At 25.7% G+C, this 25,930-nt stretch carries 24 protein-coding genes; 17 read left to right on the top strand and 7 right to left on the bottom strand.

Annotated elements, in window-relative coordinates; all coding sequences use genetic code 11:
• The first annotated feature begins 51 nt into the window (after positions 1–51).
• Complete coding sequence (locus ACWPW7_RS16440; protein WP_454054385.1) at positions 52–603, top strand: hypothetical protein; 552 nt, start codon at positions 52–54, stop codon at positions 601–603.
• 263 nt (positions 604–866) lie between these two features.
• Here the strand turns inward: ACWPW7_RS16440 and ACWPW7_RS16435 are convergent, their stop codons facing one another.
• Positions 867–1,619 (bottom strand): DUF4397 domain-containing protein, encoded by a 753-nt coding sequence (locus ACWPW7_RS16435; protein ID WP_454054384.1) that lies wholly within the window; start codon positions 1,617–1,619, stop codon positions 867–869.
• Positions 1,620–2,086: 467 nt separating this feature from the next.
• Here ACWPW7_RS16435 and ACWPW7_RS16430 point away from each other — a divergent pair, with 467 nt between their 5' ends.
• Complete coding sequence (locus tag ACWPW7_RS16430) at positions 2,087–2,251, top strand: hypothetical protein (RefSeq protein WP_291559803.1); 165 nt, start codon at positions 2,087–2,089, stop codon at positions 2,249–2,251.
• Positions 2,252–2,328: 77 nt separating this feature from the next.
• Here the strand turns inward: ACWPW7_RS16430 and ACWPW7_RS16425 are convergent, their stop codons facing one another.
• A complete protein-coding gene (locus ACWPW7_RS16425) occupies positions 2,329–3,267 on the bottom strand; it encodes a magnesium transporter CorA family protein (RefSeq protein WP_454054383.1) in 939 nt (312 codons plus the stop codon).
• Positions 3,268–3,416: 149 nt separating this feature from the next.
• On the opposite strand from ACWPW7_RS16425, the gene ACWPW7_RS16420 reads away from it, so the two are divergent.
• The 8 genes from ACWPW7_RS16420 to ACWPW7_RS16385 all read left to right on the top strand — a co-directional run bounded on the left by ACWPW7_RS16420 (position 3,417) and on the right by ACWPW7_RS16385 (position 12,022).
• Positions 3,417–3,965: a manganese efflux pump MntP gene (locus ACWPW7_RS16420; RefSeq protein WP_454054382.1), complete on the top strand. Its 549-nt coding sequence runs from the start codon at positions 3,417–3,419 to the stop codon at positions 3,963–3,965.
• Between the two features lie 705 nt (positions 3,966–4,670).
• The gene (locus ACWPW7_RS16415) at positions 4,671–6,128 is read left to right on the top strand and encodes an aminoacyl-histidine dipeptidase (RefSeq protein ID WP_454055527.1); all 1,458 of its coding nucleotides are present in this window, start codon (positions 4,671–4,673) and stop codon (positions 6,126–6,128) included.
• 363 nt (positions 6,129–6,491) lie between these two features.
• A complete protein-coding gene (locus tag ACWPW7_RS16410; RefSeq protein WP_454054381.1) occupies positions 6,492–6,923 on the top strand; it encodes a Fur family transcriptional regulator in 432 nt (143 codons plus the stop codon).
• 451 nt (positions 6,924–7,374) lie between these two features.
• Complete coding sequence (locus ACWPW7_RS16405) at positions 7,375–7,776, top strand: DUF6762 family protein (RefSeq protein WP_454054380.1); 402 nt, start codon at positions 7,375–7,377, stop codon at positions 7,774–7,776.
• Positions 7,777–7,887: 111 nt separating this feature from the next.
• Positions 7,888–8,946 (top strand): HD-GYP domain-containing protein, encoded by a 1,059-nt coding sequence (locus ACWPW7_RS16400; RefSeq protein ID WP_454054379.1) that lies wholly within the window; start codon positions 7,888–7,890, stop codon positions 8,944–8,946.
• Between the two features lie 23 nt (positions 8,947–8,969).
• Positions 8,970–9,614 (top strand): rhomboid family intramembrane serine protease, encoded by a 645-nt coding sequence (locus ACWPW7_RS16395; protein ID WP_291559784.1) that lies wholly within the window; start codon positions 8,970–8,972, stop codon positions 9,612–9,614.
• A gap of 443 nt (positions 9,615–10,057) precedes the next feature.
• On the top strand, positions 10,058–11,092 hold the full coding sequence (locus tag ACWPW7_RS16390) for a YkvA family protein (protein ID WP_454054378.1): 1,035 nt from the start codon (positions 10,058–10,060) through the stop codon (positions 11,090–11,092).
• Between the two features lie 12 nt (positions 11,093–11,104).
• Complete coding sequence (locus ACWPW7_RS16385; protein WP_454054377.1) at positions 11,105–12,022, top strand: ribonuclease H1 domain-containing protein; 918 nt, start codon at positions 11,105–11,107, stop codon at positions 12,020–12,022.
• Positions 12,023–12,353: 331 nt separating this feature from the next.
• On the opposite strand, the gene ACWPW7_RS16380 is transcribed toward ACWPW7_RS16385, so the two are convergent.
• Positions 12,354–14,120: an urease accessory protein UreH domain-containing protein gene (locus ACWPW7_RS16380; RefSeq protein WP_454054376.1), complete on the bottom strand. Its 1,767-nt coding sequence runs from the start codon at positions 14,118–14,120 to the stop codon at positions 12,354–12,356.
• A gap of 161 nt (positions 14,121–14,281) precedes the next feature.
• Between ACWPW7_RS16380 and ACWPW7_RS16375 the strand changes: the two genes are divergently transcribed.
• The 6 genes from ACWPW7_RS16375 (at position 14,282) to ACWPW7_RS16350 (ending at position 20,631) form a co-directional block, all read left to right on the top strand.
• Positions 14,282–14,962 (top strand): response regulator transcription factor, encoded by a 681-nt coding sequence (locus tag ACWPW7_RS16375; protein ID WP_454054375.1) that lies wholly within the window; start codon positions 14,282–14,284, stop codon positions 14,960–14,962.
• Positions 14,963–14,967: 5 nt separating this feature from the next.
• Positions 14,968–16,338, top strand: a complete 1,371-nt coding sequence (locus tag ACWPW7_RS16370; protein WP_454054374.1) for an ATP-binding protein — start codon at positions 14,968–14,970, stop codon at positions 16,336–16,338.
• A 179-nt stretch (positions 16,339–16,517) separates the two neighbouring features.
• Positions 16,518–16,679 (top strand): YtxH domain-containing protein, encoded by a 162-nt coding sequence (locus ACWPW7_RS16365; RefSeq protein ID WP_291559766.1) that lies wholly within the window; start codon positions 16,518–16,520, stop codon positions 16,677–16,679.
• 553 nt (positions 16,680–17,232) lie between these two features.
• On the top strand, positions 17,233–18,534 hold the full coding sequence (locus tag ACWPW7_RS16360; protein ID WP_039631654.1) for a helix-turn-helix domain-containing protein: 1,302 nt from the start codon (positions 17,233–17,235) through the stop codon (positions 18,532–18,534).
• A 22-nt stretch (positions 18,535–18,556) separates the two neighbouring features.
• Positions 18,557–19,831, top strand: coding sequence for a helix-turn-helix domain-containing protein (locus ACWPW7_RS16355; protein WP_291559762.1), 1,275 nt, complete (start codon positions 18,557–18,559; stop codon positions 19,829–19,831).
• A 434-nt stretch (positions 19,832–20,265) separates the two neighbouring features.
• Positions 20,266–20,631 carry a VOC family protein gene (locus ACWPW7_RS16350; protein ID WP_291559759.1) on the top strand — a complete coding sequence of 122 codons (366 nt, stop codon included), beginning with the start codon at positions 20,266–20,268 and terminating at the stop codon, positions 20,629–20,631.
• Positions 20,632–20,697: 66 nt separating this feature from the next.
• On the opposite strand, the gene ACWPW7_RS16345 is transcribed toward ACWPW7_RS16350, so the two are convergent.
• The 3 genes from ACWPW7_RS16345 to ACWPW7_RS16335 form a co-directional block, all read right to left on the bottom strand.
• The gene (locus ACWPW7_RS16345; RefSeq protein WP_291559934.1) at positions 20,698–21,435 is read right to left on the bottom strand and encodes a type 1 glutamine amidotransferase; all 738 of its coding nucleotides are present in this window, start codon (positions 21,433–21,435) and stop codon (positions 20,698–20,700) included.
• A gap of 14 nt (positions 21,436–21,449) precedes the next feature.
• On the bottom strand, positions 21,450–22,808 hold the full coding sequence (locus ACWPW7_RS16340; RefSeq protein ID WP_454054373.1) for a MurT ligase domain-containing protein: 1,359 nt from the start codon (positions 22,806–22,808) through the stop codon (positions 21,450–21,452).
• A gap of 283 nt (positions 22,809–23,091) precedes the next feature.
• Positions 23,092–23,394: a hypothetical protein gene (locus ACWPW7_RS16335; protein ID WP_291565929.1), complete on the bottom strand. Its 303-nt coding sequence runs from the start codon at positions 23,392–23,394 to the stop codon at positions 23,092–23,094.
• Between the two features lie 173 nt (positions 23,395–23,567).
• Between ACWPW7_RS16335 and ACWPW7_RS16330 the strand changes: the two genes are divergently transcribed.
• Positions 23,568–25,262 (top strand): tetratricopeptide repeat protein, encoded by a 1,695-nt coding sequence (locus tag ACWPW7_RS16330; RefSeq protein ID WP_454054372.1) that lies wholly within the window; start codon positions 23,568–23,570, stop codon positions 25,260–25,262.
• Between the two features lie 102 nt (positions 25,263–25,364).
• Here the strand turns inward: ACWPW7_RS16330 and ACWPW7_RS16325 are convergent, their stop codons facing one another.
• Positions 25,365–25,808, bottom strand: coding sequence for a hypothetical protein (locus ACWPW7_RS16325; protein ID WP_454054371.1), 444 nt, complete (start codon positions 25,806–25,808; stop codon positions 25,365–25,367).
• Positions 25,809–25,930: the final 122 nt, after the last annotated feature.

Raw genomic sequence — 25,930 nt, 5'->3', positions numbered from 1 at the left:
ATTTTTATAGTGTAGAAGAACGTAGATAATATTTAATAGGAGAGAAGAATTATGAGGTTGAGTCAATTGTTTATTAATAACAGAGGATTGTATCTAGGAGATAATGGGTTTAAAATACAGCCTAATAACGTAGAATTTAATAAAAATTGTATTACATTCTATCATTATACTTATGTTGAATACTTAGATAAAATATTCTCCTCAGGTAATGGATTGTTTGCCCATAGAAGGGTAAGCTGTCCCAACATACCTCAAGAGTTTAATGACTGTTATCTTATTGAGGGATTTCTTGAACCATTATCAAAATGGTTAACAGATGATTATTATTTTAGTGATTTGTCATTTGAGATGACGAAAAAGCATGTAGGTAATATATTGTTGAAGGTAGAATTACCAAGAGACTTTAATGGGCTATATATTGCAGATTATGCTTATGTCTTAGAAGAAAAACATAAAAATTTACGAGGGATTAGCCCTTTAGGATTAGAGTATGATTGTTCTAATGGATATGAAATAACACAGGCATATGTAAATTCTTATGTACCAGCTAATGAATATAATGGAAAACATATTGCACCAGTAATGCAAGTGCTTCGCAAATGAGAAGGAATTGCTATACCCAACAAATATCTTTCAATTAGCGAAATACAGCCATTTGAAGTTAATTATTAAGTTAAAAGAATATTATATAAATAGATATGGTAAGATTAGATTACCTAATATGATATTTTAAATAATAAAAAATGGCTAGCAATTTTTGCTAGCCCATTTAATTATAAATAAGTTTTATGGGGGAAACATTCAAACTGCAATTTACAGCTTGAAAGATACTTGCAAAATTCATTTAAATAAATTACATATTTAAATTAATGCTTTAAATATGTAAGACCATCTAGCGGTATTAATACTTGCGGTGCAGGTTCATCTCCTACAAGTCCTATAGCATAAATAGTATAGAATCTATCACCACGAAGTCTTATATTAGGGATATATAATATATTTGTAGTACTATTTGGGTATGTTATTTCAAAGGTATACATTCCAGGTGTCATTTCAATATAATCTGTTATATCTTTATACATTACATTTCCAAATAATATATTTCCTACAGGAATAGTTACATCCACTGGAGGGCCATTTGGAATTAAATGAACAAATCTAATTTTTGCTTTGTTCTTATTATTTACTCCGGTATATTTTTCTTCTATAGGATATAATTCAAAATTTTCAGGAAAATTCCCAATAGCTGCTACAGTAAAAATCGTGTTTCCAGGAATAGTTAGATTGTTATTATATAATAAATTTTTACCGTTAGTAGATTTATAAATTTTTATATTATATGTTCCAGGCATCAATTTAACATAATCAGTAAACTCTCTATAGTTAAAATTTTTCACTAAAAGCTTATCATTTACATATACATCTACAACAGGTGCATTAGGTGATGCATGAAGTAATCTAACATAGGTAATCATGCTACCCATATTACTCATATTGCCCATGTTAATCATGTTATTCGTATTGCTCATATTACTCATATTATTAATGTTATCCATGCTATTCACATTGCTCATATTATCCATATCACTTCTGGTATTCATATTTCTGTGATAATACATATTTAACCTCTTTATTTAGTATTTCTAAAATTAGTATATGGGTAATTTGGAATTTGGTGATATTATTTCTAAAAAAATATAATAATAATTTTTATATCTTATAAGATTTTCTAATTATTTATTGGTAGTTTTATTAAAAATTTATGAAAATTTAGTTGAATACTTTTGTGTGGAGAATTAAATTGAATGATTAATACATTATAATGTCAGATAGTTAATATTATAAAACTTATCCATAGATTATTTATGTACTATATAATATTTTTAATTGAAGATTATGGTATAATTATGTTATTATTAGTAAGCAAATGATTTACAATATAATATTAAATTTTTAAATTATCTTATTAAAGATAGAATTATGGAAAGTACTGAAATATGGTGATTATTTAATAAAAAGCTGCTAAAATATAATTCTTAATATATGATTATAGTTTAAATATATACTTTGTAAAATGGAGATTATGATGATTGATTTGATAGATTTTTTTCTAAAAATAACAATTATATTTTCAATAGTTATGTCAGCAGGTATGGTTTTAAGTAATAATGTGTATACATTTATATCATTATTAATATCATTAGTATTAATAATATTATCTACTTTAAGAAAAAGAAGAGATAAGCATTGAATAATTTAATAAATATTTAATATGATATTACATTCAAAATATAAAATTTAAAAAAGCTCCACCTAAATGGCACAGCTTTAAAACATATCTTTTTTATTCAGTATTATAGCTACTACTATTGTAATACTCGCAATAATTGCTCCTACAATTAAGAAACCACTACCATTCTCACCAAAAGGTACACCGCCTACATTCATTCCGAACATTCCAGAAATTAGTGTAGGAATGGATAATACTATGGTAACTGAGGTTAAATATTTCATAACCATGTTTTGATTGTTAGAAATTATAGATGCAAAAGCATCCATGGTACCACTTAAAACATCACTATATATATTACACATTTCAATTGCCTGTCTAGTTTCTATGATTACATCTTCTAACACATCTTTATCTTCCTCATACTTTTGAACCATTTCTAGTTTTAGTAGTTTTTCTAATGTGATTTCATTAGATTTTAGTGAGGTTGAAAAATATACTAAAGATTTTTGAAGTGCTAATAATTGAATTAATTCTCTATTTCTCATAGATTTATAAAGGCTTTTTTCAACTAATATACTTTTTTTATTTATTTGTCTTAAGTATAGTAAAAAATAACTTGCTACTCTAAATAATATTTGAAGCATAAATCTAGAACGTTTAAAAGAATAGAAAGAAGAAATTTTGCCTTTAATAAAATCAGAAATAATTTTACTATTTTTAAGACAAACAGTAATTATATTATTTTCAGTATGAATTATGGCTAATGGGTATGTATCATAGGTTAGTGAATTATCATCTATATCTGTAAAAGGTATATCTACAATTACTAAGGTACAGTCTTCCTCTATTTCAATATGGGAACGCTCTTCTTCATCTAAGGCTGATTTTATAAAATCTAAGGGAATATTAAGTTTTTGAGACACTAATAATGATTCTTCCTCAGAGGGAGAAACCATATTAATCCAACTTCCATTTTCAATTGAATCAATATTTTCAAGTTCGCCTTCAAAATTACTTTTATAAATCGAAATCATGTTATCACCTCGTTTTTGTAACGTCATAAGAAAATTATATACTTTTATTGAATTATTGACAATAAGATAACAATAAATCATAATATTAGTATTGCAGTAAATATATATATAAGTATACAAGCTTTTATTAATATTATTTGGAGGCTAAGATGAACATTAGTCAAGTTATGTGGATTGCAATGGCAGTGTCCTTAGATGCTTGTGGAGTAGCATTATGTATAGGGTTAAATGAAAAAGCCACAATAAAAAATAAGGTATTTTTTTCTCTTTCCTTTGGATGTTTTCAGTTTTTACTATCCTTTTTAGGTGGATTTTCTGGAAAGCTTTTTTCAGAAAATATAGCATCAGTACCTTCTATTATAGGAGGAATGATAATAGCTATAGTAGGGGTAATGATGATAAAAGAAGGAATGGAAAATGAAGGACGGTGCCCATTGTTAAATATTAAAATGTATTTTTTATTAGGTATATCTGTAAGTATAGATGCAATGGTTGTAGGATTTGCAACTTTAGGTGGAACAGAGGTTACTAAATTGTTTATGTATACATTAATAATAGGATTAGTAACATTAGTTATGTGCACAATAGCTTTTATAGTTTCTAAAAACTTAAGTAAAATAGAGGTAATTAGCAAGTATGCAGATTATATAGGTGGAATAATATTAATTTTATTTGGACTAAAAATGATGTTTTTATAGTTAACCCTTGAAAAATCAAAGTTTCATTTTAAAACGTCAAAAATACGTCGAGAATTTATTTTGAGATTAAAAAAGTAACATAATTACTAGAGCCTATTTTATAAACTACTTTCTTAAAAATTTTTAAGAAAGTATTAAATACATAAAGGAGAAGAAAAATAGTATATATTTTTCTTTTTATCTTTATACACAATAGATTATAGTACTTAGTTAAGTATTTATATTATTATGGAAATACTGTAATTTATGGATTAATATGATTTGCTTCACATAAGGAAGGGTATCATACACTTAATATTTACGTAGATTATATAATATTTATATTCAACTTTAATAGAGATAAATTTTATTTTAATAAATTGTTGTTACTAATTACTATATTATTGTACAATTAAAATAAATTATTTAAATTGTACAATAATATAGTAATTATGCTATAAAAGCTAATTTATTGGTAAAATTAAATATATACTTTAAAGTATTATTTATAGTATAGTAAAGTATAAGAAGTATTAAAATTTAGCGCTATAGTATAAAAGAATTATTAATATAATTTGATTAACTTTTATAGAATCAAATTTTTAGGAGAAGATTTATATGAATAGTTTTATAACTATAATTATTTTCTCTAAATTACATTTTATCATAATGTAATTATTTATTTGCCCAAAAATGATGTTTTTCTAAGAAAGGATGAATGTGATGATTAACAAATTAAAACACCTTAATTCATATGAAGCTTTTAAATATTTTAAAGCTATGAACGAAATACCTAGAGGTTCAGGAAATGAGAAAGCTATAAGTGATTGGCTAGTGAATTTTGCAAAAGAGAGAAACTTAGAAGTTATTCAAGATGAGGCATTAAATATAATAATTAAGAAACCAGGCACTAAAGGTTATGAGAGCGCTAAAACAATAATACTTCAAGGTCATATGGATATGGTTTGTGAAAAAAATATATCTAAAATTCATAATTTTGAAAAGGATCCTATAGCTTTTATAGTAGATGGAGACAATTTAAGAGCAGATGGTACCACTTTAGGAGCAGATAACGGCATTGCAGTTGCTTTTGGTCTTTCAATATTAGCTTCAAAAGATATACCGCATCCACCAATAGAGTTAGTGGTAACCACAGAGGAAGAAACCGGTATGGGTGGAGCGATGAGTTTAGATCCATCGCATTTAAAAGGGAGAATATTAATAAATATAGATTCAGAAGAAGAAGGAACTTTTCTTGTAAGCTGTTCTGGAGGAGTTAGAGTAAGTGTTAGCGTGCCAGTAACCTATGAGGATATAGAAGAGGGATATATAGGCTTAAATATATCTATAAGAGGTTTAAAGGGTGGACATTCAGGAATGGAAATTAACAAAGAAAGAGGAAATTCTAATAAGTTAATGGGACGTTTTTTAATGGATTTAAATTCTGTAGTAGATTTTAAATTAGTTTCTATTAATGGTGGTTCTAAGATGAATGCTATACCTAGAGAAGCAGATGCATTAATATTTATTAACTCAGAAGATAGTATTAAAGTTGAAGAAAAAATTAAAGAGTGGAATAAAGTATTAAAGAATGAATTCCAAGGTATAGATGATGATTTAGAATTAACTTTTGAACAATATGGTAAAAATATAGAGAAAACCTTTGATGACGAATCTACATCAAAAGTTCTAAAAATGTTATTTTTAATACCTAATGGAGTTCAAACAATGAGCATGTCTATAAAGGATTTGGTACAAAGTTCAACAAATTTAGGAGTTGTTACTACAGAAAATAATGAAGTAATATTGGAAAGTGCTGTAAGAAGCTCTGTTAAATCTCTAAAAAAAGCAATATGTGATGAGATGATTGTTTTAACAGATATTTTAGGAGCATCAATTGAGTTCAAATCAGATTATCCAGAATGGCAATATAATCCAATATCAGAAATAAGAGATATATTTGAAAAAGTCTATAAAAATATGTTTGGAAGAGAAGCACAAATATCTGCAATACATGCAGGTCTTGAATGTGGACTATTAAGTGATAAATTTGATGGTAAAATAGATCAAATATCCTTTGGACCTAATATATATGATGTTCATACTCCAGATGAGCATATTAGCATTTCTTCAACAGAAAGAATGTATAATTTCCTATTAGAAGTACTAAAAGAGATAAGATAGCTAAGCTTATGTCTTTATTGAGTTTTAGAATTAGATTTTTATCTTAATTTTTTGAGAAGGCTGTGAAAATTATCATGGCCTTTTCTATATAAAAATTTTATACAGATAATTAGGTATAGAAAAATGATATGATTTTGTTATTAGAAATAATACTTATTTAATATTGAGGAAAATAATTTACTATTGTATACTAATAAGTAATGAGGCGTCTTAATAAGGAAATGTGATAGATATATTTTTTGTAAATATAGGAAAATAGTATTTATTCATGTAGAGGTTATGAGTGGAATTTAATAACTTCATAATAAAAAATAATTTATTATACTAATTAACTGTTTTAAAAGATGCCTAAAATATATTAGGGTGATATCATTGGAAATTAATCAATATCTTAAAGAAAAACAATTAAAAATTACAAGAGCACGTACAAGTATTCTAACCATTTTAAGCAAAAGTGATGAAGCGTTAACTGCTAGTGAAATATGGGATAGACTTAATAAGAATAATATAGTTGTAGACTTATCTACTGTTTATAGAACTTTAGAGGTTTTAGTAGATAAAAAAATTCTAGAGAAATTTAACATTGATGATGATAAGTATAACTATAGATTTAAAGATAAAGGACATAAGCATAACATAGAATGTGATGTATGTCATAAAATAATTGAAATTGACTGTCCTATGCCTCAGGTGGAAGAATATATAAAACTTAAAACAGGAGTTACTTTAATTGATAGCTGTATTAGTATAAATAAAGGCATATGTAGTGAGTGTGTAAATAACAATAAAAAATAAGAATGTGGATAGTACTCCGCTACTTTCCACATTCCTTTTTTATTTTTTTTAAGTACAAGAGTACAATTGATAGTTTTATATGGAGCTTTATTTATAGAACCTACTAAGTGGACAATTGCCACATTAGAATCAGAATAGTTAATTTGGAAGCTTTCTAGTTTATTTAGCTTATATTTATTAAAAACTCCACTGGTGCTATATTTTTTTATAGCATAATTTATATCTTTGCATCTATATTGGGTATATTTATATTTTGCTAGAGAAAAAAATATTATTATGGATAGAATTAAAATAAAATATAAGGTTATCCTATTTTTTATACTAAATTTAGATTTTGAATTAACTTTTCCTTTGTAATTATAACCTATAATAATCACCTCTCGTTAGTTAATTATAATAATATAATATTAAGAAATAAGATAAATATGTCTAATAAGAAAGGAAGATAAATATGAATTTTTCATCATTAGTACTTATGGAAAGAGAAAAAGATACCAATTATTTAATAAAAGAACTAGGAAGTTATGAGGTAAGTGATGGAGCAGAATATGTTACAAAATTATTTTATGATGGAGATTTAATTAATTTGTATTTCGATACGAAAGAAGATGTAGAAGAATGGCAATATACTGCTATATATGATTTATTCGATGAGGAATCTTTTGAAAAGGAAGGTTTTCAGATTGAAGCATATGATGATGAATATAATCCTACATGGATAATAAGATTCCAATACGATGATGAACATAATGTTATTAAAGAAAAACTAAATAAAGCTTGTAATTTAATAAAAGAAAAAATAGAAAAAGTTTTAGAAGATATCAAAGATAAAAAAAGTGAGTATTTAAATTAAAACTTACCACCAATTATCAATTACTTGTAAATCTGTATAGAAAAACTACGATAATGGTAGTATAACTAAAATAAATATTTTTTAGTAAATTTTGAACAAATAGGGGGAAACATGCGTTTAGATTTTATTGGAAATGTAAAAGAAAATGAAGTTCTAGGCAAGACAGTTTTTGATAATGATGGTAGGATCTTACTAAGAGCAGGAATTAAATTGACATCTCAATACATAAATAAATTAACTCAATTAGGTGCTTATTATATATACATAGAAGATGATAGATTAGGAGATATAGAGGCAGATGATCCTAAGTTTAATATGTTAAAACAGGATACTATGAGGTGCTTAAATGATGTAATTAAAAATGTAGGAGTAATAAATAAAAGTAATACTAAGGATTGTTTAGTAAGGGTAAATGAATTAATTGAATATATTTTAGAATTAGGTGATGTAAATAAAAGTTTACTTGACATAAAAACTCACAATAACTACACTTTGCTTCATAGTGTAGATACAGGGATAATGGCAACCTTTATGGGGGTAGCATTAGGTCTTAAGAAACAAGAACTGAATGATCTTGCCGTTGGTGGAATCTTACATGATATTGGGAAAGTGAGAATTTCTCCTTCCATAATTGATAAAAAAGGACCATTAAGTTTTGAGGAGTTTGAAGAAATGAAAAGACATCCCATATATGGTAAAGAAATTTTAATAAAAAATTTTAGCATTTCTCGAGCTTCCATTAAAGCTATAGAACAACATCATGAAAAAGTAGATGGAAAAGGATATCCTTATGGACTTAAGGATAAACAAATATCAAACTACGCTAAAATAGTTTGTGTTTGTGATGTATATGATGCAGTAAGTAATAATAGGAGTTATAGAAAAAAATTTTTACCTAATGAAGCCTATGAACTTATATTGGCTGGATCAGGAACTAACTTTGATAAAAAAGTTGTAAGTTTATTTAGAAGAGTATTCTCCGTTTATCCCCTAGGCTGTTGCGTAAGACTTTCTAATGGTATAGAAGGATATGTTATAAGGCAAAATGAAAATTTCCCAGATAGACCGGTTATTAGGGTACTTTATGATCATGAATCAAGATTACCTATAAGATTTTATGAAATTAATTTATTAGAACGTAGAAATTTAATTATTAAATCATTAGTATAGCTTAGATTTTTGGAGTGATAAATTTGAATTCAAAAGAAAAGAATTTAATTAATATAATTAAGACAGGTCCAACCTTAACTTATATGCTCATCACTATTAATGTATTAGTATATTTAATTGTTGGATTTGTATCCTTTTATTATTACAAAGGAAGCATAATAGAAATAGATAATAGAGCCTTAGTTATGTTAGGTGCAATGGTTAATATTTTGGTAGAAGAAGGACAATATTACAGATTGTTTACATGTGCATTTTTGCATAGTTCAATAATGCATTTAGCCTTAAATATGTATGCACTTAATTCTCTAGGCACTATACTAGAGAAAATATTAAGTAAAGGAAAACTTTTAATCATATACATTTTATCCGCTATATTAGCCTCTTATGGAAGCTATTTATCTACAAAATCTATTTACAGAGTATCTATTTCTGTAGGGGCATCAGGTGCCATTTTTGGTTTGTTAGGGGCACTATTAGTAATTGCTTTTCTTAACAGAAAGGTTATTGGAAAAGAATTGCTTAAGAGTGTAACAAAAGTAGTTATAGTTAATATAATTATCGGATTTTTAATACCTAATATAGATAATGTAGCCCATGTTTCAGGATTAATAGTGGGAATTATAATTACCTATATTATACTTAAGTATCCTCACTTTAAACAAAAATAATTTTAAAAGTTAATAATAAAGAGCTATCTAAGTAATGTTAGATGGCTTTTTTAGGTAAAAAGTTAATTGCAAAAATTGACTTTTCATGTATACTTATTTTAGAGAAAGAATGCAAAGGCTAAATTTTATAGAGGATTTTCATGATTTATTTTAATTAAAATTTTGTAATGATATAATTAAACATTAAGGTATCTATATATGTGACGATTCTAGAATTAGCTTATCATAAGAAGTTACTATATAACTTTTTATGATAAAAATTAGTAATAAAATTACTAGTAAAGGAAATATATTTAAGAAATTAATTCGTAAAGAATTAATTTCTACCTTAATTGTGAATTTTGCATTGTGAATTATGAATTAAAATATCCAACAAAGTAACTATATTGATATATATCAACTTTTTGACTAATATGTCTGTATGTATAATAGGGGGGATATAATTGAATATATCAGAATTAAAAGTGATTTTAACAGAAAAAGATTTGTTAAGTATTATAAATGATGTACTAAAGAATTATGTAAATTTGCCACAATTAAAAATAGATAAATTATTGATAGAGGATTATTTATGTATTCAAGGAAGTTATAATTATGGCATAAATATACCTTTTGATGCAAAAGTATCCATTGAAGATGTAGAAGATAACAGGCTTTATATTGTGCTTCAATCAATAAATATTAAGAAAATAAAAATATTTAATAGAGTAAAAAACTTTATTTTAAAGACATCTTTAAAAAAATTTAAAGATGTAGGGATAACAGTGGATAGTAATACACTATGTATCAATTTTTATGAGCTTTGTACAATTATTCCTATAGTTAATTTTAAATTAAGAAAGGTGACCGTTATTCCATTTGGACTTGAGGTAAAATTTTATGATCTAAATGTGGACTTGCAAAAGAATTCAGAAGAAAAAACTGATGTACTAGTAGAAGAAAAAACGGAAGCAATTGAAGCTGAGGAAGTGGATCCTTTATTGTTAAAGGCAAATAGTATAACTTCAATAAAAACTAATGAGAAAAATTGCAGCAGTTATTCTCAAGCAAGAAACTCTATGATAAGCACTGTACCTAATAAATATAGAGATTATTCACAATATGTATTATTACTGCCAGATATAATAGCATTACTTGTTAGAGTTTTTAAGGATGAACGGGTTACAAAAGAAACTAAAAGATATTTAGGAGTGGCTTTAGGCTATTTGTTCTCTCCTATAGATGTAATACCAGATTCTATTCCACTCATAGGCAAAATTGATGATTTAGCAGTAGTATTTTTTGTGTTTCAAAAGCTATTATGTGATATACCTACAGAAATTATCGTTGATAATTATGAAGGTAATGAAGATATAATATTAATAATTAAAGAGGGAATAGCTCTATTTGCAGATAGATTTGGAACAAAAAATATTAAAAATATAATTGATATATTATCTTTATCAATAAAAAAAGGAATTAATTTTTTTTCTAAATAAAGGAGAGAAACTATGGCTAAAAAAATATATGCAATTAAATATGGTTTTGATTTTAAAAATAATAGAGAAATAAGAAATATCATGGTTAATACTTGGGCAGAATGCTTAGCATTAGTTAAAGGTGTAAAAGGAGCTCAGTATAAAAGTTTTGAAAGTCTTAATGAAGCAAAAGAATATTTAAGTGAAGAAAAAAAGTTATTAAAAAAGGGTGTTGATAGCTATCCTATGGATTGCATCCACATATATGTAGATGGAAGTTACAATCTTCAAAGTGAGAAGTTTTCTTATGGTATGGTTGCAGTAAGAAATGATGTAATAGAATATATGGAAAATGGTGAGGCAGAGGACAATTCACAAAAACAGTTAAGGCAAATAGCAGGAGAGTTAATGGGAGCTATAAAGGCAGTGGAATATGCAAAATTAATAGGAGAAAGAAAATTAGTAATATTTCATGACTATGAGGGTATATATCATCATGCTATAGGTACTTGGGAGAGAAAGGATAGATCTTCAAAAGAGTATTATGATAAAATTAATAACTATATAAATAAAGATAATATGGAGATTATTTTTGTTAAGACAGATAGCCATAGTGGAGATATATATAATGAAATAACAGATAGTTATGCTAAGGCAGCAATAAGAGTACCTTTAACTGATGCTGTTGATAAATATTTATTAACAAATACAGTAAAAGTTAAAGATGATGTTGTTAAAGAAAAACTACTCTCTATAATAAAAGAAAAAAATTACCATAAAGTAATATGTTCAGAGGAAAATCTTATATTAAAAGAAAAAGAAAACTTAGAGGAAGTTCTTAGAGAAATTAAGTTTTTAAACTGTGATAATAAGCTATTATCTTACATAAAAGGTTTGGATGAGAGTATTAAAAATGATTTAATATTTAAATTTATTAAAGAAATAAATTAAAATTTAAAAAGCATTAAAGTATATAATTAATAATTATAAAAGACAACCTCTATAGGAGGATTGTCTTTTAATTTATAATAAATTTCTACTGTGCTTTTATAGTTTAGGCATCTTCAAAAAATAACTAGTCAGTATACTCATCTATTTTTGTATCATACTGTGTCGTTAGAATTCTATGATCTAGACTATTATGAAAACCTGCCGACCTGTCTGATGCAAAATGCATGACGCATCTTTAACTAGCTATTTTATTTCATATGCCTTATTTTAAGAGGATTTTGAAATTTTAATTATTTTATGAACTATTTAACAGTAGAAATATTATACTATTTTATTCTAGCAAATATAGAGATAAAATTTTATTTAAATCAGTATTTTCTAAGTTATCCACTACAATTATAATTCCTAATAGTTCAGAGTTGTTTTTTATTAATATTTCTCCTAAATCTTCCGAAACTAAGGTAGCTTTATTATTTTTAATATAGTCTATAGTTAGAAGAGTAGTCGAATTTGCAGAGTTAATAAAATTAATAGATGAATTATTATTCTTTAAATTATCCATATTAAAGGTTAATTCTAAAGGAATATCTTTTTCTATTACCATTATATAAGGATTTAAAACATCATCTGAAGTAGATATACTTAAACTTTGAGTATTGATATTTTTTTCAGCTTTTCTTATTAAATTGGAGCTTATATTTTCATTTTCATTTAAGCCATTCATGTTTGAACTAGAGCAACAAGATGGTGTGAAACTCTTATCATTTGATTCTTTTTCAGAGGGACTTATATTGTTTAAATTATCAACAACTTTAATGGTGCCAGAAAGCATTCCCATCCAGCAGCTGTATTTAATAGTTTCATCAGTATTATCGAGATTAATTATATTTTCTCCTTCTTTTAATTTTATTCTTTGACCTAAAGAAGGTATAATTATCTCATTGTTACAGGAGGTCAAAGTTTCACCCTCTATAATCCATTTTATTGGCTTATTTTTCTCAATATATATTGTTTTAGGAGAATATCCAAAAATATCTGCAGTAGTTTTAATTACTTGAACTCCATTTTCTATTTTAGGAAGTTGGTTATCTTCTATAGTTATATCTGTATTCTCCTTGGCAGAAAAAGGCTCTGATATATTTAATCCAACAACTGTAAATCCTCTATTTGCCATTATTAATCCAAGAACTATTATGAGCATTCCACTGAATTTCATTAAATTTATAGCATTTTTACCTTTAATAAATAAAGTAGATAAAATCCCAAATGTAAGCATGAGAGGTACAGTTCCTAGTGCAAAGAAAAACATAGATTTAGCGCCTAAAATAGCACTACCAGTGCTAAGTGCATAAAGTTGCATTGTTTGAAGAGGACCACAGGGCATAAATCCATTTAATAACCCTATTAAAATAGGAGATTTATTTCCTTTAACCTTAGTACAAGTTGAAAAAGGAAGCTTTATATTAATACTTCTTAAAATGTTAAATCCCATCATATTTAAGCCTATTAAAATCATATATAAACTGGCGATAATTTGAATTATTGCAGTAAGTTTAGGGGACACCGAAAAAATAGAACCAACAGCACCAACAATACCACCAAGTACAGTATAAGATATTATTCGACCTATGTTATATAATAAAGCAGGCTTTATAGATTCACTTTTATTTTTATTGGGGGATGATAAGGTTTGAGACATCATAATACCGCCACACATTCCAACACAATGTAAGGAGGTAATAGCACCTATTATAAAGAGCATGAAATATGATGCATTAATCAAAGCCTTATCCATATTGAAACCTGTAGCAAATTTTCCTAATAAAATAATCGCTAAAACGATTATTCCTATACCTATATATTTTGAAAAGTCCTTATAAGATTTTGCTAAAACAATATAACCTAAAGATTCAATAGTATTAATAATAATTTCTTTACTGCAAAGTTCTAAATTATATTCTACAATTACAGTTTCATTTTTATAGCTGCACTTTACATTAATTATACCAGGTAAATTTTTTATATTTTTTTCTATTCTTTTTTCGCAAGAAGTACAGGTCATGCCCTTGACCTTTATATACTCTTTATTTAAACTCATATTTAACCTCCTTATTATTCCATTGTTATTAAAGTATATAAGAAATCTATGTAGAAGTTGTGTAGATTAAAAATTTCTACATAACTTTTACAGAACTTTTTATTATAATTTTTTATATAGAGTAAATATTAAAATAAATTAAACTTTTTGAGAGGTATAATATGAAAAATATTTTAATAATAGAAGATGAAAAATCAGTTTCAGAAGTAATAGAAGCATATTTAAAAGCTTCAGGATATAATGTTAAAGTTACAGCAAAAGGAGAAGAAGGCTTAAAGTTATTTAATAAAAATCAGTTTCAATTAATTATTTTAGATTTGATGTTACCAGATATAAGTGGAGAGGATATATGTAAAATTATTAGAAAAAATTCTGATGTGCATATATTTATGCTCACTGCAAAAAGTGACCTTAATGATAAAATTCAAGGATTAAATTTAGGTGCAGATGAATATTTGGTTAAGCCATTTAGTCCTAGAGAATTAGTTGCTAGAGTAAATGCATTATTTAGAAGATTGAATAAAGAAACATATACTGAGATGGTCGTTGATAATGGAAACTTAATAATTAATTATGAAAAACGTTTAGTTAAAGTAAAAGGGAAAGAAGTTTATTTAACACCTTATGAATTTGAAATATTGTATACCTTAGCTAAAAATGAAGGAAAGGTGTTAACTAGAGAAAGGTTAGTGGAAGAAGTTTTCGGATTTGATTTTGATGGATTTGATAGAAATGTAGATACTCATATTAAAAATTTAAGAAAGAAAATAGAAGAAAATACAAAAAAACCAAAGTATATAATAACAGTAGTTAAAGTAGGATATAAATTTGGTAAGGAGTAGAAAAAATGATAACAATAAATAATAAAATAAAAAACATATTTATTGGAGTTTCTATAGTTATTATGATTTTAGTACTTTTATTTGTAAATTTAACTGTGAATAACAATTTTAAAGAATATCTAAAAAATAATCAAAGTAAAAGGAATGAAAGAATTGTAGATTATTTACAGAAAGTTTATAAGGAGGAAAAGACTTGGAAGCCTGACTCAGGTATAGAAATGATGCATGAAGCTTACATGAGTAATTTTTGTTTAACACTTTATGATAAAAATAAAAATATTATTTGGGGAATGAACCCTAAAGATTTAAAAAATGAAAGTTATAGAGAAGCTATGTTGTCTCACGTTCAAAATGGAAATTATATATCTGAAAGATATGAATTAAAAGACAATGATGAAATAATAGGATATATAGATGTAGGACATTATTCTACTATTTTAATGTCCCAAGAGGATATTAAATTTCAAATAGACATAAATAAGAGTATTATTGCTAGTGCAGTAATTGCAATAATATTATCAATAATTTTAAGTAAATTTATATCTAAAGAATTTACTGAACCTATAAAAAAAGTAGCAGACATTTCAGTAAAACTATCTAATGGGAATTTAGATGCACAATGTCTTATCGATACTGACATCAAGGAGTTAGGAGAATTAAAGAATAGTATAAATAGATTAGGGGAAAATCTAAAATATCAAGATGTGCTTAGAAAACGATTAGTTTCAGACATTTCTCATGAGCTTAGAACTCCTCTAAATGTACTTCAAAATAATCTAGAAGCAATGATTGACGGTATTTTCCCAATAACTAGTGAAAGATTAGAAAGTTTAAATGATGAAGTTATAAGATTTGCAGGTTTACTTAACAATTTAAAAGTATTAAAAAATTTTGAAGAAGATAGTAAAAAGCTCAATTTTAAAGTAATATCTTTAAAAAGATTAATATATACCATATATGAAGATTTCAAATTATATAGTAAAGAGAAAAATGTAATTTTAAATTTCGAAAGTTTTATAGAAGAAGAGGATTATATATTAGGTGATGAGAGTAGTTTAAGACAGGTATTTATAAATATTTTATCTAATGCAATAAAATTTTCCAAAGAAAAAGGCAAGGTAGAGATAATTCTAAGAAAAAGTAAAGAAACTCTTATAGTAGAAATAAGTGATGATGGCATAGGGATACAAGAGGAAGATTTGCCTTTTATTTTTGAAAGATTTTATAGAGGAGATAAGAGTAGGGAAGAGACAGAAGGAAGTGGAATAGGTCTTACTATCACAAAAAGTATATTAAATCTGCATTCTGCGGATATAGAAGTTAAAAGTAAAGAAAGTATAGGCACTACAGTTATGGTTAATTTTAAAAATATATAGAAACTATTTAAATATTTTAAATTTAATTTTATAGATATAATTTCTTTATAATAGCATAAATGTAAATCTAAAATTTTATTTAATTGAAATTAAGTTCTTTATAATAGAATTAATTTATAAAAATTGCACACCATAGTATTATAAAATTAAAGAAAGGATGTGCATTTATAATGAAAACTATGGGTAAAATATTTCTTGTAGGTGCTGTTGCTGGTGTCACTATGCAAATGATGATGCCAATGATGGATAAAAAAACTAGAAGAAGAATTAAAAAATCCGGTAGAATGTTGCAACATATGGCTGGAGATATGTATGGAAATATGATGTCTATGATACGTTAATAAATATAAATATAAGGCATCTGAAGTAAGGAATAAAGTATCTAGTCAAAGATGTTGAGAATATTTTGTGTCAAGTATGGACACTGAACTCACTAATACTAGTGGTATTAATGAATCCAGTATGATGCAAAGTGGCTTAACATATTGACTAGTTATTTTTTTGGAATATTTAGTATATTTTTATAGTGAAAAAGTTGGAGTTTTATCCAACTTTTTTTATTATAAGAATATACTAAAACTATAAAACTTGCAATTTCAAGTTTGACAATATTATCTAAACTAAATACAACTAAAAAGTACTTATATTTTAATTTAAGTTGTTATTTTTTTACATATATTAGAATTAAAATAAAATTAATGCAAATTATTAAATAAAAATCCAAAATTTACGAAAATTTATATATAATTGTTATTCTACTTTAAAAATACTATAATTTTTGTGATTTTATTAAAATTTATGTTATAATAAAATAAGAAAATTTATAAAATTTCATTTTTTATCTAGTATAACTATAGTAGCTAATAATAAATTACTTGTAAAGGATGCGTGATTATGAAAATACTATCTTTAGGCGAAAAGATAAAACTAAGAAGAAAAGAGTTAAATTTAACTTTAAAAAATCTAGCTGGTGATAGAATAACCGCAGGACAAATTAGTTTAGTTGAGTCTGGAAAATCTAACCCAAGTATGGATTTATTAGAATATTTAGCCTTTGCATTAAATATTACAGTAGAGTACTTAATGGAAACTGAGGAGACTCAAGCAGAAAAAATTTGTCTTTATCATGAAAATATTGCAGAAGCTAAGATATTAAATGACGAATTAGAAGAGGCAGAAAAAAATATAGAAAACTCTTTACATTATGCGCAAAAATATAACTTGGATATGAGGAAAGCAAAAGATCTTTATTTAAAAGGCTTAATCTATAGCAAGAAGAAAGAATATGGAAATGCTCAGCAAAATTTTTTGTCAGCAAATAGTATATTTATCAAAAATAATTCCAATGAAGAAGTTATCAATACTTTTTTGCTATTAGGGAAAATTACCTTAAGACTTAAAGCATATCATTCTGCTTATAGCTATTTTCAACAGGCAGAAAAAGTTTTTGAAGATAGTAATTTAGGTGATGATTTCTTAATTGGCCAAATTTATTATTACATAGGATGCACTTATTTTAAATTAGGAATTATAGATAAATCTATAGAATATTCTTTTATGGCTCAAGAAAAATTTAGAAATATTGATAATAAGAAAATTTACGCAGAAAGTTTATTAGCATTAGCCAAAGAATATTGCGAAAAAGGTGATATAAGCAATGCTATAAATTACTCAGAAAAAACATTAAAAATATATAAAGAGATGAATAATAGTTTTTATGTATCTGAAATCGAAAATGATTTAGGGAAATTATTTTCGGATTTTGAAAATGTTGAACAATCTTTTATACATCTCTATAAAGCGAAAGAAATTAGAGAAAAAACAAATGATTCTAAAATCATTGAAACCTTATGTAATATATGTGAGAACTATATTAAGTTAAAAGACGAAATAAAAGCTAAAGAAACGCTGAATGAAATATTACAGCACATAGAAAAAGGGGAAGAAAAATCACTTTGTGATTACTATCTACTTAAATATCGAGTTGAGTTATTAGAGGGAAAACTAGAAGAAGCAGAGAATACATTAATACAAACACTTAATTATGTTAAAAAAGTAAACTTCCTTAAGGAAAGCGCGGAAATATCTATAATGTTGGGTAAATTCTACATTGATAATGGTAGGGATAATGAAGCAGCTAAATATTTAAATGAGGGAATAAAGGTATTAAGGGAATTAAAGATTTTAGACAAGTAGTAATGTTAAGTGGGGGATAAAAGTGGAGATATTGTCAACAGGCGAAAAAATAAAAAGAGCCAGAATATATAAAGGTCTAACTTTGAGAGATATTTGTGAGGAAAAAATTTCTGTATCTAAAATGAGTTGTATTGAAAATAATAAAGTAACTGCGGAACCATGGATTTTAGAATATATAAGTGAAAAATTGGATTTAGATTTAAAGTATTTAATGCATGATGTAAGAGATCAAATTTTAGAGAATATAAAAGTATTTAAAACTTATAAAGAAAATAACTCATATAGTAATAATTATATAGAAAATGTATTATATAATCTTGAATATGCTGAAACATATTGCTATTATGATTTAGCATGTGAAATATTACATTTGTTATTTTCATATCACCTATCAAAAAATAATTTTGAGGATTTGAGAATTATAATACCAAGATATTATGATTTATGCCAGAAATCAAATGATGAATTATTTCAGTTAAAATATTATATGGATATTGCTGTATATCTTTCATCTAATGGAGAATATTCTCAGGCCATAAGCTATTATAGTAGTGTAAGAAAAAGATTAAAAGAGTTAAAAGTAGAAGATAAATCGCAACTGATAAGAGCTACTTATAATGAGTGTGCAGCACTTATAACTATGGAAGACTTTGATGCTGCCAGAGAAAGATGTGATGAATTAGTAGAAATAGTTGATTACAGTGAAACAGATATATTAAAAGGGGATATTTATCACATATTTTCTATTCTTGCTCTTCGCACTAATGATTATGAAAAATTTAAAGATTATGAAGAAAAAACTCTTTATTATTATAGAAATGATGTTAGAAGAAAAGCTATGTGCTTTCACAACTTTGCTCTAACTATGTTTAAAAATAATAAAAGGAGCGCTGCAGAAGAGTATATGAGTCAAGCTATAGAGCAGTATCCAAAGGAAAATACAGAGCAATTATGTTCTTTTCTGATTATTGCAGTGCAAACTTTAATAGAAAATGAAATTTTAGATTTAGCACAAAAGGTAACAGATGAAGTTTTAAATTATGCAATAAACTTAGATAGCACAAAGTTTATTGAAAGTGCTTATTATTATAAGGCTGTCATACTTCAAATGCAAAATAATTATTCTTCATCAGAAACGTATATGAATCTATCTTTAGATGCTCTAGTTAGATATGGATCAAAGTCTAAAATATATAAAAGATATTTAGAAATGGGAGAAATGTATCATAAACTAGGAGAAATAGCAGAGTCAATTAAGTTTTTTAACTTAGCAATGCAATTAGAAAAGAAAATGTAGCCAAAAGGCTACATTTTTGTATATAAAGGTTTATTTTAAATTTAGAATATTGTAGCTACATCATTAGATATCTTAATTCACAGTTCACAATGCAAAATTCACAATTATGGAGATTTCTCAGTAAAAGCTGAGAAATTTAGAATTAATTTATTTTTGAAGTTAGGAGATAACTTCAAAGAAAAAAAGTTAGCAAGTGTATTGCTAGTAAAAAAAGTAGTTTGATCAAAGCTAATTTCCTCGTCAATTGTGAATTGTGAATTTTGAGTTATGTATTGTTTTAAGTTGTGAATTCATGTAAAGGGTATTTATCTTATATTAGAAAATTACAATATGATTTTTTAGTGTATCTAGAAAAGATTCAGAGTGGTACAATATGTATTGAGAAAACATGATATTAAGCAATATATAATACTAAATAGAAAGGGGATATTATTATGATAATTATGAATCATGTAGGGGTAATAGTTAAGGATATGGATATTTCTAAAAGGTTCTATTCTGAGGTTTTAGATGGTGTAATAGACCATGAGTATGAAGATGAAAATGTTCATCTTTGTTTTGTAAGAAGTGGAAATGGAGTAATAGAACTTGTAAAAAGAAAAAAGGAAAAGAGTAATTTAAATTTAGGAGTAGTAGAACATATCGCCTTTACTGTTGAAAATTTAGAAGTTGCAATTGAAGGTTTAAAAGAGAAAAACATAGAATTAATAAGTGAATTTCCAAGAGTTTGTGATAATAAATTAATAGCTTTTTTTAAAGGGCCAAATGGAGAAAAATTAGAATTTGTACAATATTTATAGTACTTATAATTAAAATAGCTAGGATAGTTGTAAGCTAAAGTTAGAATTTTTAAAAAGTCGTGATATTTAATCACGACTTTTTATCTCTCTATTTATAATAAATTCTTTTGCTTTTAATTCTAAACTATCATCTAAGTTACTTAAAGCAACCTCGCAATCAGGATATTTATAATTTAAAGCTATAAACAATAGTCTATCTGCAAGTTCAGGGTTCTTGGATAATAAACTACCGTGAAAATATGTACAAAAAGTATTTTTATAAATACAACCTTCTTTTTTATCTTCTCCATTATTTCCATATCCAGATTTTATAATACCTAGAGGATTTAAATCTCCAGTGTATGTTTTTCCAGAATGGTTTTCAAAGCCAACATAGGTTTCGTTAAATTCTTCATTATATATTACAGTATTTCCTATGAATCTAGTATCACCTGACTCTGTATATATGTCAAGTATACCTAAGCCCTCTAGTTTAATACCATCAGGAGTGGTATAGTATTTTCCAAGAAGCTGATACCCTCCGCAAATACTTAAGAAAGCTTTGCCATTTTCTATATATTTTTTTATATCATCTTTTTTTATTTCTATAAGATCCTTAGATACTATAGATTGCTCGTAGTCTTGGCCTCCACCAAAAAAAACTATATCATAATTATCACCGTCAAATTTATCATTTATAGTGATATTAATAATATTTACTTTTATTCCTCTTTCTTCAGCTCTATGTTTCAAAATAAGTACATTACCCATATCTCCATAAACATTTAATAAATCAGGGTATAAATGACATATATTTAATTCCATAAAATCACCTTGCCTTACCATATTTTTTCAATGTAACCTTTACTATGAAGGAGTTTCCTAATATTTAACATAGCTGTATAAGTTGCTAAAATATAGGTTGTATTATCTTCTAATGATATTAATCCATTCATCAGGCTTTCATCGTCTTCACATAACAAAAATTTGTCCTTCGAAAGTCCTGCAACTTTAAGCCTAATAGCCATGTCATAAAGTCGTGTACCTGAAACAATTATCTTGTCGATTTCAAGTTCATTAAGCTTTTCAAAATTAACATCCCAAATCCACGATACATCTCGTCCATCAGCATATCTATCATTTAAAAGTACAGCAAGATTTATTTTTTTCTTATCAAGCATTATGGTATTAACTGCTTGATCGTAGCCAGCAGGATTTTTAACAAGTATGATTTTTACTTCTTTATTGTTAATTTTTATAGTTTCTTGTCTTCCAAAGCTACTTTGTTGGTTTTGTAAAGTAGAAGCTATAACCTCATCACTAATACCTAGTTCCTTAGAAGTAGCATAAGCACAAAGACCATTATAAATATTATACTCACCAGCTTGATTTATATTAAACTCTTTATTATTAAATATAACAGAAGAACCATCCGGTGTTAGCTCCAGTATTTTATTAACTCCATATTTAAGCTCGGGTCTTCTATAACCACAATTATTACAATAATAACTTCCTAGATGATTATAAGTTATAAAATCATAATTATATTGTGATTTACAGCACTTACAGAATTTATTATCTGAATTTATATTTGTTGTGGCATTTTCTCGAATAGGAACATTAAATCCATAATAAGCTTTTGGATTATTAACATCTAACTTTCCAAACAGAGATTCATCACCATTTAGTACTAGAGTGGTATTAGGAGTTTTTTCAATTCCACTAAGTATCTTTGTAAAAGTAGTATGAATTTCTCCATATCTATCTAATTGATCTCTAAATAAATTTGTAACTGTAATTATTCGAGGTTTTATATCTTCAGTAATTATAGGTAAGTACGCCTCATCTACTTCAATTACTGCATATGTATTTTTATTACATTTCCTAAATTTATAATTAGAAATGAAGCAGGAAGTAATTCCAGTTACCATATTTGCCCCAGTGTTGTTGGTAATAACATCAAAATTATTAGCTTTTAAAATGTTATAAATCATACTAGTGGTAGTAGTTTTACCATTAGTACCAGTAATCAAAATAACATTATAATCTTTTGCTACAGTTTTTAAGATACGGTTATCAAACTTTAATGCTACCTTACCAGGAAAGTTTGAACCACCTTTGAAAAGTAGTTTTGAAATTTTAATTATAAATTTAGAGTTAATTATACCGAAAAAAGAATTGATTTTAATTTTAAACACTCCCTTAGCTTAAATTTAAAAGTCTGTTATACACTCTCAAGAAATAGTTAGTTAGTATGCTAGTGTATTTTGAGTCGTATTATGGGATAAGTTTTTACTACTATTAGTATCCTTTATTTAACACAAGATAGACTTTCTATTTTTGACTAGTTAATTTATCTTAGATATCTTATTGTATTTTAATATATACGAATTAACCATAATTTTTAAGTTACTTATTATCTAGAGAAATACTTAATTCATTTAACTTGATAATAGTAATTGAAAACAAAATGTACATTTTTTATGAAATATGATTACCAACAATACTTAGTAAGATTTCTTTATCTTTAAATTTTATTTTTTCATCATTTGCACTTTTATTATTATCGTCATTGTTTTTTTCTCTAAATTTACTTACTGAAGATGTGGCCACTTTTTTATTTATAATTCTTGTTGTTATATTCTTAGCCATTGTGAAAACACAAAAAAACAAATAACTTATCATTAAAATAAAAATTATTAAAGTGATGGCATTTTTAATACGGGTTTTCTTTAGAGTATTTTGGCGTCGCTCTTTTAGAAGTTGTTCTTTAGATTTTTTCATAACTCCAACCCCCCATAAAATATTTAATTTAGATTTTAATTTAAAAATAAATTACTAAACTACATTATAACATGATAATACATTCCTTTCTATGCGTTATACTTCAAATTAAGTAGATTTTTTTATAAGGTTTTGATAAAATTAATATGATTCCACAGGGGAGGAGGAAAATTATGAACAATAAACTATATAACAAGAGAAACATTATTATATTAGTTAGTGGTGTCATAATAGCTATTATAGCTATTATAGCTTTAAATAATATAAATGGTTTGAAAGAAGAAAAAATAGAAGCAAATAATTATTTTTATACATCGAAATATGACGAGGCAATAGACAAGTATAAATCAATAGGGAGAAGAGAAAATAAATCTCCATTATGGGATGCTAAAATAAGTGAAGTATATTTATTAAAAAGAGATATAGAAAACGCTAATAAATACATGGAGGAAGCAGTTAAAAAAGAAGATAAGACAGGTGATGCTCAAAGTATTATATTAAACAATAAATTTAATATAATTAAAGATAAATTAGCTGAAGGAAAAATAGAAAAAAAAGATTTTGAAATTATTGAAAAAGACGGAGAAGAACTTCTAAAGAAATATAGCAGTAATAAACAAATTAATAAAACAATGTTTTTAATTTATATGTCAAATAATAATTATGATAAGGCAAAAGGTATTGTAGATAACTATCCAATTTTAGAGGGATCTGCTTACGATTTAGCAGAAAAATCTAGAATGTACATGATTTTGAATAAAACAGAAGAGGGATTATCCACTTTAAAAGCTGCTTATGATTTAGATAAGAATGAAATTAAAATATATGATGTCATTTATGAAAGTTATGAAGAAAATAAAACTTTACTAAATGATATTACAAAGTTAAATGAAAAGAACAAAGAGGATTTATGCTATAAACTATGGCTTGCAAAAATTTATAGCATTGAAGAAAGTAATAATAAAGGAAAAGAAATTATTAATGAGGTTATAAATGAAGTAAAAGATAGTAAAGATTTTTTAATTACGAGGTTGTTAGAAATATCAATACTTGATAATAATAAAGAGTATGATAAAGCGGAAGAAAAATTAAATATATTATTAACGGATTATCCTAAGGATTATAGAGTAAATAATGTAGCTGCATGGCATTACTTTAATAAAAAGAATTTTGATATGGCTTTAAAATATGGAGAAAGATCATTAAAGGAAAATCCTTCTTATGTAGATAATTATGTTAATTTGATGCCAAATATATTGAAAGCTATAGGAGAACCAAATTCTTCTGAGCCATATTTTCATTATGCCTCTTATAAAGAACCATATAATAGTAGTATATATATAAGTAACGCTACTTATGATTGGTATTCTAATAATGATAGTATTAGTGCTGTTAAGAATTTTAAAGTAGCACTAATACTAAAGCCAAATATAACTGATTTTAAATATCAAACTGCGCTAATATACTTATCCAATCATAGTTACAATGAAGCTATAAACATTTTGAAGACTTGTGTAGAAGAAGATGATAAATCAATTAAATATCATAGAACTTTAGGAACTGCTTATCTAATTTCTAAAAAGACTAAAGAAGCATTAAATGAAATAAAAATTTCTTATTCTCTTGACCAAAAGGATATATTAACGTTGAATAATGCTGGATGCTATTATATAACTGTTGATGGAGATTTAGAAAGAGCCTTTGAAAATTTAGATGCAGCTTATAAAGGATTAAAAGATAGTGATGATGATTATACTAGAACTACCATAAAAGAGAATTATAATAAAATAGTTGATTTAAAAAACAAGTATGCTAATGGTAAGGATAATGAGATTTTACAAATACCTGATTTTGTAATGTTTTATTAAACAGAACACCTTTGTTTGAACAAAGGTGTTTTCTTATATTTATAATAAAATTACAAGAAAAATTTTAATTGATGAATTATAAAGTAAATAATATTAATAATTTTAAAAGAATTCCCATTCTCTAACAGCTAAACCTTGCTGTTGTTTTTTATATATAAAATAAGTATCAATAGCAGATATGATATTCATCGCACCAGAGTATACTCCAAAAGTTATGGTAGCAACAATTGCGGATATAATTAAAATTAGAAAACCCTTTTTTACTTGACCAAGGAGAATTTGACCTAGCCCAGGGATTAATAAAGAAGCTACTATATAAATAAATCCACTCATTAAATTAATTTTGGGTGGAATTAATCCGTTAAAATATATTTTTTGCTTCAAATTATTAATCTCTGCACCACAATTTACACAAGTACTTTGAAGAGAAGTAATCTTTTTACCACAGTTATAACAAAATTTATTAGCTGTAAATTGTCTAATACCACATTGTAAACAGATAGAATGATCATTATCCATAAAAGCACCACAATTCGTACAGAACATTATAATCACCTCAAAACATTATAAATAAACTATTTATCTAATATAGATATTATCATTATTATTTATTTTATAACAGAAGAATAAATATAATTTTTATGAAGAAATAAGTAAGTTTTTTACAA

This window comes from Clostridium sp. Marseille-Q7071, from assembly GCF_965112025.1.
This window is presented reverse-complemented; position numbering and strand designations above follow the sequence as displayed.

Excerpts from the sequence above, each read along its gene's own strand:
- ACWPW7_RS16440 (WP_454054385.1), top strand. The coding sequence starts at position 52 with ATGAGGTTGAGTCAATTGTTTATTAATAACAGAGGATTGTATCTAGGA.
- ACWPW7_RS16435 (WP_454054384.1), bottom strand. The coding sequence starts at position 1,619 with ATGTATTATCACAGAAATATGAATACCAGAAGTGATATGGATAATATG.
- ACWPW7_RS16430 (WP_291559803.1), top strand. The coding sequence starts at position 2,087 with ATGATTGATTTGATAGATTTTTTTCTAAAAATAACAATTATATTTTCA.
- ACWPW7_RS16425 (WP_454054383.1), bottom strand. The coding sequence starts at position 3,267 with ATGATTTCGATTTATAAAAGTAATTTTGAAGGCGAACTTGAAAATATT.
- ACWPW7_RS16420 (WP_454054382.1), top strand. The coding sequence starts at position 3,417 with ATGAACATTAGTCAAGTTATGTGGATTGCAATGGCAGTGTCCTTAGAT.
- ACWPW7_RS16405 (WP_454054380.1), top strand. The coding sequence starts at position 7,375 with ATGAATTTTTCATCATTAGTACTTATGGAAAGAGAAAAAGATACCAAT.
- ACWPW7_RS16400 (WP_454054379.1), top strand. The coding sequence starts at position 7,888 with ATGCGTTTAGATTTTATTGGAAATGTAAAAGAAAATGAAGTTCTAGGC.
- ACWPW7_RS16385 (WP_454054377.1), top strand. The coding sequence starts at position 11,105 with ATGGCTAAAAAAATATATGCAATTAAATATGGTTTTGATTTTAAAAAT.
- ACWPW7_RS16380 (WP_454054376.1), bottom strand. The coding sequence starts at position 14,120 with ATGAGTTTAAATAAAGAGTATATAAAGGTCAAGGGCATGACCTGTACT.
- ACWPW7_RS16375 (WP_454054375.1), top strand. The coding sequence starts at position 14,282 with ATGAAAAATATTTTAATAATAGAAGATGAAAAATCAGTTTCAGAAGTA.
- ACWPW7_RS16370 (WP_454054374.1), top strand. The coding sequence starts at position 14,968 with ATGATAACAATAAATAATAAAATAAAAAACATATTTATTGGAGTTTCT.
- ACWPW7_RS16365 (WP_291559766.1), top strand. The coding sequence starts at position 16,518 with ATGGGTAAAATATTTCTTGTAGGTGCTGTTGCTGGTGTCACTATGCAA.
- ACWPW7_RS16360 (WP_039631654.1), top strand. The coding sequence starts at position 17,233 with ATGAAAATACTATCTTTAGGCGAAAAGATAAAACTAAGAAGAAAAGAG.
- ACWPW7_RS16350 (WP_291559759.1), top strand. The coding sequence starts at position 20,266 with ATGATAATTATGAATCATGTAGGGGTAATAGTTAAGGATATGGATATT.
- ACWPW7_RS16345 (WP_291559934.1), bottom strand. The coding sequence starts at position 21,435 with ATGGAATTAAATATATGTCATTTATACCCTGATTTATTAAATGTTTAT.
- ACWPW7_RS16335 (WP_291565929.1), bottom strand. The coding sequence starts at position 23,394 with ATGAAAAAATCTAAAGAACAACTTCTAAAAGAGCGACGCCAAAATACT.
- ACWPW7_RS16330 (WP_454054372.1), top strand. The coding sequence starts at position 23,568 with ATGAACAATAAACTATATAACAAGAGAAACATTATTATATTAGTTAGT.
- ACWPW7_RS16325 (WP_454054371.1), bottom strand. The coding sequence starts at position 25,808 with ATGTTCTGTACGAATTGTGGTGCTTTTATGGATAATGATCATTCTATC.